General features: G+C 47.9%; 14 protein-coding genes. 6 read left to right on the forward strand and 8 right to left on the reverse strand.

Features of this window, described 5'->3' with window-relative positions; genetic code table 11:
• Positions 1 to 107: 107 nt before the first annotated feature.
• The 8 genes from DWV16_RS16775 to DWV16_RS16810 form a co-directional block, all read right to left on the reverse strand.
• The gene (locus tag DWV16_RS16775) at positions 108 to 1,679 is read right to left on the reverse strand and encodes a recombinase family protein (RefSeq protein WP_118480467.1); all 1,572 of its coding nucleotides are present in this window, start codon (positions 1,677 to 1,679) and stop codon (positions 108 to 110) included.
• Complete coding sequence (locus DWV16_RS16780) at positions 1,679 to 3,379, reverse strand: recombinase family protein (protein WP_118480469.1); 1,701 nt, start codon at positions 3,377 to 3,379, stop codon at positions 1,679 to 1,681. Before DWV16_RS16780 ends, DWV16_RS16775 begins: the two co-directional genes overlap by 1 nt.
• On the reverse strand, positions 3,379 to 5,070 hold the full coding sequence (locus tag DWV16_RS16785) for a recombinase family protein (protein ID WP_118480471.1): 1,692 nt from the start codon (positions 5,068 to 5,070) through the stop codon (positions 3,379 to 3,381). The genes DWV16_RS16780 and DWV16_RS16785 overlap by 1 nt, the downstream gene beginning before the upstream one ends.
• Before the next feature lie 167 nt (positions 5,071 to 5,237).
• Positions 5,238 to 5,462 carry a DUF6870 family protein gene (locus DWV16_RS16790; RefSeq protein ID WP_008396774.1) on the reverse strand — a complete coding sequence of 75 codons (225 nt, stop codon included), beginning with the start codon at positions 5,460 to 5,462 and terminating at the stop codon, positions 5,238 to 5,240.
• Between the two features lie 514 nt (positions 5,463 to 5,976).
• A complete protein-coding gene (locus tag DWV16_RS16795; RefSeq protein WP_118480473.1) occupies positions 5,977 to 6,474 on the reverse strand; it encodes a hypothetical protein in 498 nt (165 codons plus the stop codon).
• Positions 6,475 to 6,658: 184 nt separating this feature from the next.
• Positions 6,659 to 6,904: a hypothetical protein gene (locus DWV16_RS16800; protein WP_044930861.1), complete on the reverse strand. Its 246-nt coding sequence runs from the start codon at positions 6,902 to 6,904 to the stop codon at positions 6,659 to 6,661.
• Entirely contained in the window at positions 6,901 to 7,632 is a 732-nt protein-coding gene (locus DWV16_RS16805; RefSeq protein ID WP_118480475.1) for an ImmA/IrrE family metallo-endopeptidase, read from the reverse strand. The genes DWV16_RS16800 and DWV16_RS16805 overlap by 4 nt, the downstream gene beginning before the upstream one ends.
• Entirely contained in the window at positions 7,629 to 7,895 is a 267-nt protein-coding gene (locus DWV16_RS16810) for a hypothetical protein (RefSeq protein WP_330427961.1), read from the reverse strand. The genes DWV16_RS16805 and DWV16_RS16810 overlap by 4 nt, the downstream gene beginning before the upstream one ends.
• 216 nt (positions 7,896 to 8,111) lie before the next feature.
• On the opposite strand from DWV16_RS16810, the gene DWV16_RS16815 reads away from it, so the two are divergent.
• The 6 genes from DWV16_RS16815 (at position 8,112) to DWV16_RS16840 (ending at position 11,568) form a co-directional block, all read left to right on the forward strand.
• A complete protein-coding gene (locus DWV16_RS16815) occupies positions 8,112 to 8,534 on the forward strand; it encodes a helix-turn-helix transcriptional regulator (RefSeq protein WP_118480477.1) in 423 nt (140 codons plus the stop codon).
• A gap of 70 nt (positions 8,535 to 8,604) precedes the next feature.
• Positions 8,605 to 9,141 carry an ImmA/IrrE family metallo-endopeptidase gene (locus DWV16_RS16820; RefSeq protein WP_118480479.1) on the forward strand — a complete coding sequence of 179 codons (537 nt, stop codon included), beginning with the start codon at positions 8,605 to 8,607 and terminating at the stop codon, positions 9,139 to 9,141.
• Between the two features lie 220 nt (positions 9,142 to 9,361).
• Entirely contained in the window at positions 9,362 to 9,667 is a 306-nt protein-coding gene (locus DWV16_RS16825) for a carboxylate--amine ligase (protein WP_118480481.1), read from the forward strand.
• Positions 9,667 to 10,353, forward strand: a complete 687-nt coding sequence (locus tag DWV16_RS16830; RefSeq protein WP_118480483.1) for a hypothetical protein — start codon at positions 9,667 to 9,669, stop codon at positions 10,351 to 10,353. The genes DWV16_RS16825 and DWV16_RS16830 overlap by 1 nt, the downstream gene beginning before the upstream one ends.
• Positions 10,354 to 10,357: 4 nt before the next feature.
• Positions 10,358 to 11,074, forward strand: coding sequence for a hypothetical protein (locus DWV16_RS16835; protein ID WP_118480485.1), 717 nt, complete (start codon positions 10,358 to 10,360; stop codon positions 11,072 to 11,074).
• Between the two features lie 14 nt (positions 11,075 to 11,088).
• Positions 11,089 to 11,568: a flavodoxin gene (locus DWV16_RS16840; protein ID WP_118480487.1), complete on the forward strand. Its 480-nt coding sequence runs from the start codon at positions 11,089 to 11,091 to the stop codon at positions 11,566 to 11,568.
• The last annotated feature ends 80 nt before the right edge of the window (positions 11,569 to 11,648 follow it).

Raw genomic sequence — 11,648 nt, forward strand, 5'->3', positions numbered from 1 at the left:
GGCTCTGGGCTTTCCGGACGGTGCTACGATGCGCCTACGAGGTTTCGATAGATTATGTTATTTTAGGAGTAAATTCGACAGATTTGCCCCGAAATGAAACACCGGAGTCAATTCGCAACTCCGATGTTTTCATCGGTGTCGATTTTTGATTCGTTGAACTTCCAGACAATTTCGATTGTCTCAGTGTCATAAACAAGTACACGTTCAACTGCATCATACAGATGCTCTCTGAGTTTGTCATCGGGCAAGCCGGTCATCCGGCTTGCTGCTTCATGCTGTTCTTCTGCTTCGAGACTTTGCTGATGGAAGACCTCAAGCTGGGTTTCACAGGATTCAAGCTGCTCTTTCAGGGCGGCTTGTTTTTGTGCAAGGGCGTCTTTGCCGGACAGATACTCTTCCGGAGTCAGCTTCCCTTCACGGTAGTTTTCATAGATCGTAAACTTCTCACGATCACAGGCATCATACTGAGCTTTCAGCAAGACGAGCTGTCTTTCCAGACTTTCACCTTTGCTTTTCGCTGTTTTTCTGACGGCTGCGGATTCAATACTGACGATCTCGATCTGTCTTTTCAGTGCTTCAAAGACGATTTCTTCAAGTGCGCTTTTTCGCCAGCGGACGTTTTCACACGGACTGCCATCGTGATACCGATGGGACGGACAAGCAAATACAGTTCCATTGGCTTTCTCAAGTTTTCCGCCGCAATGAGCGCAGAAATAAACTCGGTCTGACTGGTCATGGGAGCTTCGGACAAACTTTTTACGTCTCTGGATTGCCTCTTGTGCCTGTTCGTATTCATCCTTTGTCACAATCGCCTCATGCGCATTTTCGCGGATATACCATTCTTCTTTGGGAACGCGCCGCTGGTTTTTGTCACGGATGAATCGGCTTTCGCGGGTATGGTTGACCATTGTTCCAGCGTACTTCACGCTCTCTATCATAGTCAGGATACCGCGATGTGTCCACTGGGGCTTCTTGGAAGATGCCTTTCTGGATACGGCTTTGTGCTGGGCGGGCGTTGGAATACCCTCTGTGTTCAGTTCCTTTGCAATCTGTGTACAGGACTTGCCACTGATCACTTCCATGAAAATACGGCGGACTATCGGAGCGGTTTCCACGTCGATGATAAGGTGATGCTTGTCAGCAGGATCGGCTTTATACCCGTATGGAACTGTGTTCACAAACTTTGCCTTCTCCTGTTTCATGCCCATTGCAGACTTAACCTTCTTGGACAGGTCTTTGCTGTAATAGTCATAGATAAGGTTTTTGAAGGCAATATCCATGCCGATAGTCTTGCCTTCATGTTTCGCGCTGTCATAATGGTCATTGATAGACTTGAAGCGGATGCCGAGAAACGGGAAAATATGCTCCAAATAGTCACCAACTTCAAGATAGTCTCGCCCGAAACGGGAAAGGTCTTTCACTACGATGCAGCTAATTTCTCCATGCTTTGCGCACTCTATCATCTTTGCAAAGTCAGGACGATCAAAGTTCGTGCCGGAGAAACCGTCATCGCAGAACTCTATACGAGGCAGATCGCAGAGAAGCGGGTTCTGATCCAGATGACGATTGATGAGCATACGCTGCGATGCGATACTGTTGCTCTCGTCCTTGACTTTGTTTGTGCGCTTGTCAACGTCTTCAAGCGACAAGCGCAGATAAATAGCGATTTGCTGTTTCATCAAGCAACCTCCTTCCTGATTTTCTCGCAAGTCTTCGTAAGTGCTGCAAACTCATCCATATAGCTGAGTTTGATTTCCAATGTGCCGTCCTCATGAATTTCCATAGTCTCGATGAAAGCGTCCGCCATTTCTTCGGAGATTTCCGTCGCGTCGTGGAAACGGCGGATCATCTGCTTCCACTTCATTTCGCCGGTAATCTGTTCCTCTGTCTGATTCTTTGGCGCTTCCAGCTCGGATAGATTTCTCTCAATCGCCCGGATGTCCTCCATGACGATCTCTTTATGGTGGCTGTACTCGGCGTCAGAGAGCAATCCTTCCTTGAGATCAACATACATACCGCTAAGGAGAGACTGTTTTTGCGCAAGTTTTTGACGCAGTGTCCGTATCTCTTGAACGGTATTGTCTTGCTTAATCATGACTTTTTTCATTGCCAGCAGAGAATGAAGCGTCTTCTCCATATCGAGGAATACTTCCATCTGAGACTTGATGAAGGAAAAAACTGCATCGTCAAGATCCTGCTTCCGTATTTTCACGTCGGAACAACCTCTTGTTCCATGCTCGGCGTAGGTCGGGCATTTGAAGGTGAAATACACCTTGTCCTTCTTCGTGCTGATGGAACGTTGCAATTTCATAATTGCTCCGCACTCGGCACATACAAACTTCTTCCCGTAGATATTTTTCGCTTTGGGTAGATGATCGTACTTGCCTGAATTGGCTCTCGTGCGTTCTACGGCTGCACGGTTGATCTCCTGCACCTTTTCAAAAAGTTCTTCACTGAGAAGTGGCTCATGGGTGTTTTTAGCGATGATCCATTCGTCTTCGGACGTGATGTGATAAGGGATGCTTCCATAGAGACACTGACTGCCTTTCTTCTGAGCTAAATGCCCGATATAGACGATGTTTTGAAGAATTTCGGTTATCATGTGTTTGTTCCACAGAATGACCCGATCCTTCTTATTGAAGTTCGTTTCCACCCCGCGCTCCCGTTTGAGCTGACTGGGTGAAAGAATACCGGCATCGTTAAGCTTTTTGTTGATGCCCATGTAGCTGACACCTTCGGCTCTCCATTGGAATATCTGGACAACAATCGGCGCAGTTTCAGGGTCGATCAGAAGATGGTTCTTGTTCTCAGGGTCTTTACGATAACCATAAGGTGCATAGTTTCCGATATAATCCCCGCGCTCCATCTTCGCTTGAAGGGCTGTTGTGACCTTGCGCGAGATGTCCTTCGCATAAAAATCATTGACGATGTTCGACAAGGAAGCGGACAAATGCCCTTCGCTCGTTACCGTTGCAGTGTCAAAGGAGTCATTGACGGAGATAAAGCGCAAATCGAAGAACGGGCAGACCTTTTCAATGAACTGAGAGGTTTCAATATAGTTTCTGCCGAGACGGGATAAGTCCTTCACCACGATGCAATCTACAATGCCCATCTTGACGGCTTCCATCATCCGGTTAAACTCTGGACGGAGAAAATCGGTTCCGGTATAGCCGTTGTCAACGAACAGCGCCGTCTTCTCAAGATACGAGCGTGACGCAACATAGTCTTCAAGGAGCGTGGTCTGGTTATCAATCGAGTCCGAACCTTTACCATTATCCTCGACGGAGAGGCGGACATAAAGAGCGGTTTTCCAGCGGCGGATAGGAGTATCAACTGCTGGGGTAGGGAGATTTTGCTTTTTCCGCGATACTCGTGCCATTAGACCACCTTCCTTTCAAAGCGAATGACTTTATTCGCGTCCTCCTTTTCCTGACGTTCGCGCAGGAACTCAACGATAGATGCAAAGCGGTCGCAGTGCATGAGACCGACATCAATGTCTTTATTCTCTCGAATGTGAATATAGTCGATTAAGTTGACCACGGTGCTTCGAGTGAGTTCCTTGATATTTGCGTATTTTCTGAATTGCTCAAGCCAGCTTTGTTGTTCTGCCAGACCTCCCATCACGCTGTTTCGCTCACTGGTGAGCCGCATAATGGTGTCGCTTGCCTCCTTGATCTGCTGGTCGAACTGAGCTGTAAAGGCTTTGTATTCCTCACGGCTGATAAAATCGCTCTTGAAGTCTTCATAAGCACCGGTTTTCAAGCGGCGGTTCTTATCAATGATTTCTTCCTGAAACGAAATTTTTGCTTTGATCTTCTCAATCTCGCGGTTTTCCCAAGCCATATCGTCAATCCGCTTCAACGCATCTGCCATATTCATAGCGGCGTCAATATGTCCTTGAACGACAGCGAGAACGGTATCATATACAACAGATTCTTTGATGCTGTGAGACGAACAGAAGGTCTTGTCGCTCTTGTTGCCACCGCAGATGAAATAGGCATATTCCTTATCTCCGCAGCGTGATACTCTGCGTACCATCGGGCTTCCGCAGTCAGCACAATAAATTTTCCCGGAAAACGGATGGACGCCGGTTGCACCGGACGGGCTTCTTGTATCATCCAGCATGAGCTTCTGAACAAGATCGAATTGAGCATGGGCAATGATAGGCTCATGGGCATTTTCTGTCCGCGCCCACTCGCTTTGCGGCTTCACTACGGTCTTTTTAACCTTGTGGTTTGGAGACGTGGTTTTGCCTTGCACCAGTGTTCCGGTATAAACCTCGTTCTTGAGAATGCGATATATCGCAACGGCGCTCCACAGAGCAACCTTCTTCGTCTGGAAACAGGTGCGCTGCTTTGAGCCATTCGCTTTCTTGTATTCAATCGGAGAAGGGACATTGGCGTCATTAAGCCGGTCTGCGATCTGAGCCGGAGACAGCCCTTCTATCTTCCACTTGAAAATATCCTGCACAACCGGCGCAGCAACCGGGTCAATCACCAACTGGTTCTTGTTGTCCGGTGATCTCAGATACCCGAAAACCACACGAGAGCCGACAAACTGTCCATTCCGTCGCTTTGCATCAAGGTTTGATCTGACTTTGATGGAGATGTCACGGCAATAGGAATCGTTCATCAGGTTCTTGAACGGAAGGACAAGCTCGTTGTCTGCCGCTCCGGGCTGTGCGCTGTCATAGTTGTCGTTGATTGCAATAAAGCGAATACCGAGGCGGGGGAATATCTTCTGGATGTAGTCACCAGCCTCAATATACTCACGACCAAAACGCGAAAGGTCTTTCACCACGATGCAGTCAACTAAGCCAGCGCGGACAGCCTCCATCATTCTGTTGAAGTCAGGACGCTCAAAGTTTGCTCCGGTAAAGCCGTCATCGCAGTATTCTTTTACTACGGTAATCTCCGGGTGCTTCTTGAGGTATTCCTTAATGAGCATTCTCTGGTTTGAAATGCTGTCACTCTCAAGTTTTTCGCCGGAAATAGAAAAGTCGCCATCTTCCTTTGATAATCTCAGGTAGATGGCGGCTTTATAATCTTTATCCAAAGATAATTTCAGCATAAAACGCCACTCCTTACTTTATTCCGGTCTGATAACCCGAAAACTAAAGTAGCAGTGGTGTTTCGCTGATTTTGTCCATGCTTATTATAGCACAGTCCAAAGCAATTATCCAGCCTTTTCAGATTTGTTCACAAAAAAGATTCTTTTGGGGTTATCCGACGGCTTTCTCACATACTTGCAAGCAGATTTACGAAATTGTCATTGATCGTAGCCTGAGTATTTGCGTAGGAAACCCTAACTACCGTGTTGCCGACCTTAAACATATAGGGATTTTTGATCTGCTCCACATAGGATTTCATCCGATCTTCTACCGACATGGAACGGTCAATTTTGACGTCCCGAATATCCACCAAGGAGTCGAGAAGTTCTTTTCTGCTTCTCTCATTCTCCATAACATCACCGCCTTTTCACGAGTATTCTTGCCCAATATTTACCTTCTTATGCGTTAAGCCGCGAGAACACTTTATCAGCAAATTGATAGGCAGCGGTCATGAGGATCGCTGCCCATAGTATTCACTGATAAGTCCTTTCGGACGTTTTCACAGTGTTCTACTTCCGGCATATTTGCAGCTCGCGCCCCTGCCGAATAGGGAATGCTGCGGACTACCAATGGTCAATCGGTATCATGGGACTCTCACCCCTCCGAGGATCGCTCCGAGCCGCCCCTTCAAAGAAAAGACGGAAGTATCATTATACCCGGCATCTGCATCGTCGCAAGCAGCCACACCACACGGCTGTTATAGCTCTCCGGAGGTCGCTCACTCCCTTGCAGGAGGTCTTGGCGTCGGAAGCTGTGTTGCTTCGCAGAAGCGGAAAGATCCGCAGCACTGAACTATTCAGTTTTCAAGGAACAGTGAAGCGGTCTGATTAACCCCTTCACTTTACAACGGACATTTTTTAAGCGAATTAGGGGGTGCCGGAGAAAAATTTTTTGAATTTTTTTCTGAGGGCATTTCGGGTTTCCTGAACCGTCGTGTAGTCAACGCCAATTTCCCGCGCATAGCTGCTTAGACTTTCCCCAGCAATCATGCAATGCTCAAATACACCGCGCTGTTTTTCTGTCAGACCGGCGTAAAATGTCTTAACCATGAGCTGCATTGTGACTTCTTTTGCGAGATCATACGAGTCAGCAAGCCATGCGGCAGTCTTCACATCGTCCTCCGGCATAGCGTCAAGGGACAGTACAGCACCAGAAGTTTTTTCTTCGCCGTCTTCATCCTCAGATGCACCATCAGAGCCATACGAACGTCTGAGCATCTTTTCCTCAGCGCGAAGTATTTTCATGACCTCACGGTCAACCTCCGTTACTTCGCCGGTGATTTTTACGCGCACCATGCACTTTCCGTCCTCCGTAGTCCAGAGGTCGTAGTCGAACTCGACAGGGGTTTTAGGGATTCGTTTCATTGCTTGTCCTTTCCGCTGGCGCGGAGCAGCGGATGGACAAGCCTAAAAAAAGAGCCGCATGACGGTGAGTTGTGATCCCATGCCGATAAAACAGAGTGCGAACACTCTGTTCATGCGGCATTAGGAAGACTCACCAGTCAGCGGCTCCACAGCACAGCTATCAAATATTTATTTGTTAAACTCCTTATCCTCTGTTGAGGTGGAGATATAACCTTCTCATACTGAGAACATTGAAGACGGTTTCTCTTCCGCAGAGTTTGCACTTTGCCTGAACGTGACCTCTTGTGTCCTCAAAAACGATGATGGTATTGTGATGGCAGTACGGGCATTCCATCGTTCGCCTCTTCTGGCTGGCAATGGCGATACGCGCCCGTCTGATCTTCATCTGCATTTCAGCAGACGGTTCAGTAACACGGATATTCTTTTTCATGCCCATACCTCCGTCGGATCGTTGAACTCTGAATATGGGCGGTCTTCGAGATAACCAAGCTGGCGCAGACGGATGACGGCTGCGGATTGGGAAACACCGAGTTGTGCGCATATCGCTCTGAGCGACAGGCGATCCCGGTATGTAAAGTAGCCGTCATAGGACGTCAACTTCTTCTCAGGGATGAAATACCATGCGGCAAGGTCAATTTCTTTCTGCGGCATCAGGATTGCCGCGCCGAGGACGTTTGCTTGCCATTCATTCCAGTCCTCATGTGTTTTGAGATCGCGCAGCGAATAGGCTGTTCGTGCGGAATACTGCCGGTTGCAGCATTGCTTGACTTCATCGGATTCCATCTGATAGAGAATCTGATGAGCGCATTCGTGGGCAAGCGTGAAGCGCCGCTTCCCGCAGAGCTTCTTTATCTGTCCCTGACGGATGAAGCTCTCGTCGAGCAACACCTGATTACATTTAAGCGGGAGTGTTCGTCTAACGCCCTTTTCCTCAACGATGTACTCTGTATCTGTATAAGCGGTCAAGCCGCAGATACTTCCATCGGAGGACAGGCGGGCAAAAGACACTTGCAAGCCGAGATAGTCTCTTGCGAACTGATCAATCGGCGTTGCACGAGCCATACGGACTTCCTCGGACTCCGTGCCAAAGAAGAACTTGTTGAAGTCTTCCGTGACGGCTGCTGCAATTTCTTCGATTTGCTTCTGGGATAAGATCACTGGGCATTCTCCTTTGCTTCGACAAACCACTTGTCTCCTTCATGAAAAAGGAACGACTCCTTTCCTTTAATCATGACTGTGTAACGGATGCCGCCACCACCAACCTTCTTGGATGTGGCGCGGCATTTGTAAAGAATCTGGTCGATCTGAAAAATCAAACCATTGTCCCACCTGATGAAACGCGGACGGATAGCCCCTTCCTTGTCTACATCCAGATTGACACAAACATACGCCTTCCTGCATCGTGCTTCCATGTTTTGCATCCTCACTCCTTGCCATTGAGCTGTTTCGGTGAAACAACTTATATTTGTAACTTTTCTGTGCATATTCTCGCGTTCCTCTTGACTTGATGAGTAATCCGCGATATACTGTGGGTAATTGAATTACGCATATCTATTATACATACTTCAACTACCCATGTCAATAGAAATGGGAAATTCAGTTTCGCAAACTTTTTGTGAAGGAGTGGTGAACGAGACATGACGTTTGCTGAGAAGTTCAAGGAAGAACGAGTAAAGAAGGAACTAACCCAGCAGCAAGTCGCGGACAGCTTGGGGATTACGCGCAAAATGATCACGCTGTATGAAAAAGGGACTTCTTTGCCCCGCACACGGGAAGCATATAAGAAGATTGCCGATTTCTTCGGTGTTGATGTCAATTATCTTCTGACGGAAGATGAGAACTTCGTTGTTCAGGCAACAGAGAAATATGGTGCGCGTGGAAAGAAACAGGCACAGGACTTGGTGGATGGTATCTCCGGTTTATTTGCTGGCGGAACGCTTTCTGAGCAGGACAAAGATGCCGTCATGAAAGCGTTGCAGGACATCTACTGGGATTCCAAAGCCCGAAATGTCGAAAAATACACGCCAAAGAAATACAAACTGCATCTCGATGAGGATTGAGGGCGGTTTATTGGACTGCTGATGTTATATAATTACGGAATAACCATCGGTATAGCGGGGGTGATGAAAATTGCTTCTACGACCTGAACTCATTCACCGCAAAGCCACGGATATTGTACGAGGCTGCGGAACACGGGACACCGTGCGTATTGCAAAAGAGTTGGGTATCTACGTTCATTTCATTGATGGACTGAACGAACTGCTTGGAATGTACACCTACCGGCATAAGGAGAGGCACATTCTTTTGAACTCCAATATGGAGTATATTGTAAAGCTCATGGTCTGCGGACATGAGATTGGTCACGACTGCTTGCACCGGGAGCAAGCCAAAGGCGCAAGCGGATTGCAGGAGTTTACGCTGTTCGATATGCGTAACGAGATGGAATATGAAGCCAATGCGTTCAGCGCCCATTTGCGGATCGACGATGACGAGCTGATGGAACTGATGAAGCAAGGGTATGATGTGGTACAGCTTTCCTCCATCATGGAGACGAATGTGAACTTGATGCTGATCAAGCTCAACGAGCTGAATCGCATGGGATGGCAGCTTAACTTACCGTATGTACCGCGTTCAGATTTCCTCAAAAATGTCAAGCCGGAAGGTTGACAGCAGAGGTTTTAAGGGATTTTCTGTCTGATATATTCATTATATGGGATGCCCTATGTCGAAACCTACACAATCCTGCAATGGCACTGAATTGCCGTATGCAGATGATGCTTGAACTACTCTCTCTACTTATGTCTCGTTACACAGTCGGAGTTCAAGAAGCAGCAAAAAGCCTTACACAAGAAACGTAACCGCGATAGACAGAGAAAGGACGTGCATTATGAAGTACAAACTGTTCCGTTCCCCTGGTGATCTGGACAAGTCCGTCCTCAAGCATGAGCTGGTTGCTGTGGAGATTGGCGGCAGCATTGAAGAAGTCACAGACGCACTCATCCGCGCAGTTCGGGATGATCTTGCGGAAATGCCAGAATATGCGCACTGTGAAACCGCTGCGTATGCACCGGAGCCGGTTCAGGAGCATCGCCGCGTGAGACGTTATCAGTATGAGATGATGGGTATTGTTTACCCGCAATATGCGGAGAAAAATATTCTGATTGATTATGGTGTGATTGAAGAGGCAGAGTAATGTCAGAGCGTTATGTCGGACAACTGCATAGTGCCGATGACTTGATTGCCGCTGTTGAAGAATACGGCTTTCTGCCTTTCTTTCAGAACGAGATTCCCGGCTTTTCTGTTGAAGAGCTGTGCGCCCCTGAATTGTGGTTTGCGGATGATGCAGACGGTCCGTGGGAGTGGAAAGGTCCGGCTGCGCGAAGCGGCAAATGTCTCTACGGCAAGATTTTCAATAAAAGAGCTGGCTTCGTGAGCCGTGATTGGATTCCGGACTTTGCAAACTTCCGGCGAGACGGATATGACTTTGATGCTCGGTGGGATGATGGCTTGACGTCCTATAAGGACAAAGAGCTTTACGAAACCATAGCTGATGAAGGCACAGTTCTTTCCAAGCGTCTGAAAGAATTACGGAACTATCGCAAGGGCGGCAACACCGGCTTTGAAACGTGTATCACAAGGTTGCAAATGCAGAGCTATGTCTGCATTGCGGATTTCGTTTATATGCAGGACAAGTACGGAAGACCTTATGGCTGGGGCGTTGCAGAGTATGCGACGCCGGAAGAGCTTTTCGGGTACGACTTTATCACGTCCGCCTATCAGCGAGACCCGCAGGAATCCAGAGAACATATTCTGAGACATCTGCACACGCTTCTTCCCAATGCAGCCGAGAAGCAGCTTGAGACAATCATAAAGGGGTAACGCTATGGACGATCTAATCTATGAAAAGGATTACCGACAAGTTGAGCCTACTGAACGCGATGAATGGTCCGAAGAGGTCTATGACCGTGTGCTTAACGGAGGTATGCTGAAAGCGTACTCTGAGGCGATGGACAAGATACCTAAGATCATTGTGCCGGAGGATAAGAAGAATTACGAGTATCTTTTGGAACGCTGTGATGCGTTTGTCAAGCAGCATCACGGACGTATTGAAGGGATCGTAGACTACCACCACTGGCATTCTGAAATCAATTTGTTTCTTCCATTCGTGGAGTTCGATGATCCGGAAGACCTCGCTTTCCTGAAAGAGATCGCGGATAAGGCACATACCGTCTGCTTCTCTCCCGCTGAGGAAGGCGGCATTCGCGTCCACATCTTTATCAATTATTTTGACGAGTGGCTGCCAGAAGGAGCAAAGCAGCTTATAGAATACGACGCTATCATGAAGGATGAGCGGCTTGCATCTCTGCTGGGAATGCAGGATTCGTTTAAGCCGGAAGATGAGCCGGACTTGGAGCGCATAGAAGCACTTCTTGAGCGGTTTGAAACGGAAACTGATCTTAACCAGAGCGACGTGTTCTATGGAGTATTTCAGTTGATTATGAAGTCCAAAGATGAGGACATTACACTTGGAAAGATTGCAAATTTGATGGAGGTACTGTTGTATCTTGTTCTGAATGGTGGTCTGGATCAAGACGAATAAACATGGAGGCAATTATGAGCAACAAACTTGTAGCATATTTTTCTGCGTCCGGCGTAACCGCAAAGGTAGCCGAGACGCTGGCTGAGGCAATCGGCGCGGACATTTTCGAGATAGAGCCGAAGGTTCCTTATACGAAAGCTGATCTGAACTGGATGGACAAGAAAGCCCGCAGCACGATTGAGATGAACGATCCTGCTTCTCGTCCAGAAATTGCAGTGAAGCGGGACAACATGAAGGACTACGACACAATCTTTGTTGGTTTCCCGATCTGGTGGTACGTTGCACCGACAATTATCAATACGTTCCTTGAGAGCTATGATCTGACCGGCAAGACGATCATCCCGTTTGCGACCTCCGGCGGAAGCAACATTGGCAAGACGAACGAACGCCTTGCGCCGAGCTGCAAAGGCGCAAAGCTGCTGGAAGGCAAGGTCTTCAAGGGCAGCGTCGGGCATCAGGAGCTTGCGGCATGGGTTGATGGACTTGGACTTTGAAAAGAGTACAAATCGGAATTTATTAAGCCTGCAAATAAAAAGTCAAGCTCCAAAGCGGGCTTGACGAAAGAAAATGTTGC

This window comes from Anaerotruncus sp. AF02-27, assembly GCF_003465835.1.
GTDB classification, from domain to species: Bacteria; Bacillota; Clostridia; order Oscillospirales; family Ruminococcaceae; genus Anaerotruncus; species Anaerotruncus rubiinfantis.

Excerpts from the sequence above, each read along its gene's own strand:
- DWV16_RS16785 (WP_118480471.1), bottom strand. The coding sequence starts at position 5,070 with ATGCTGAAATTATCTTTGGATAAAGATTATAAAGCCGCCATCTACCTG.
- DWV16_RS16780 (WP_118480469.1), bottom strand. The coding sequence starts at position 3,379 with ATGGCACGAGTATCGCGGAAAAAGCAAAATCTCCCTACCCCAGCAGTT.
- DWV16_RS16830 (WP_118480483.1), top strand. The coding sequence starts at position 9,667 with ATGTCAGAGCGTTATGTCGGACAACTGCATAGTGCCGATGACTTGATT.
- DWV16_RS16815 (WP_118480477.1), top strand. The coding sequence starts at position 8,112 with ATGACGTTTGCTGAGAAGTTCAAGGAAGAACGAGTAAAGAAGGAACTA.
- DWV16_RS16840 (WP_118480487.1), top strand. The coding sequence starts at position 11,089 with ATGAGCAACAAACTTGTAGCATATTTTTCTGCGTCCGGCGTAACCGCA.
- DWV16_RS16800 (WP_044930861.1), bottom strand. The coding sequence starts at position 6,904 with ATGAAAAAGAATATCCGTGTTACTGAACCGTCTGCTGAAATGCAGATG.
- DWV16_RS16835 (WP_118480485.1), top strand. The coding sequence starts at position 10,358 with ATGGACGATCTAATCTATGAAAAGGATTACCGACAAGTTGAGCCTACT.
- DWV16_RS16795 (WP_118480473.1), bottom strand. The coding sequence starts at position 6,474 with ATGAAACGAATCCCTAAAACCCCTGTCGAGTTCGACTACGACCTCTGG.
- DWV16_RS16810 (WP_330427961.1), bottom strand. The coding sequence starts at position 7,895 with ATGCAAAACATGGAAGCACGATGCAGGAAGGCGTATGTTTGTGTCAAT.
- DWV16_RS16825 (WP_118480481.1), top strand. The coding sequence starts at position 9,362 with ATGAAGTACAAACTGTTCCGTTCCCCTGGTGATCTGGACAAGTCCGTC.
- DWV16_RS16775 (WP_118480467.1), bottom strand. The coding sequence starts at position 1,679 with ATGAAACAGCAAATCGCTATTTATCTGCGCTTGTCGCTTGAAGACGTT.
- DWV16_RS16790 (WP_008396774.1), bottom strand. The coding sequence starts at position 5,462 with ATGGAGAATGAGAGAAGCAGAAAAGAACTTCTCGACTCCTTGGTGGAT.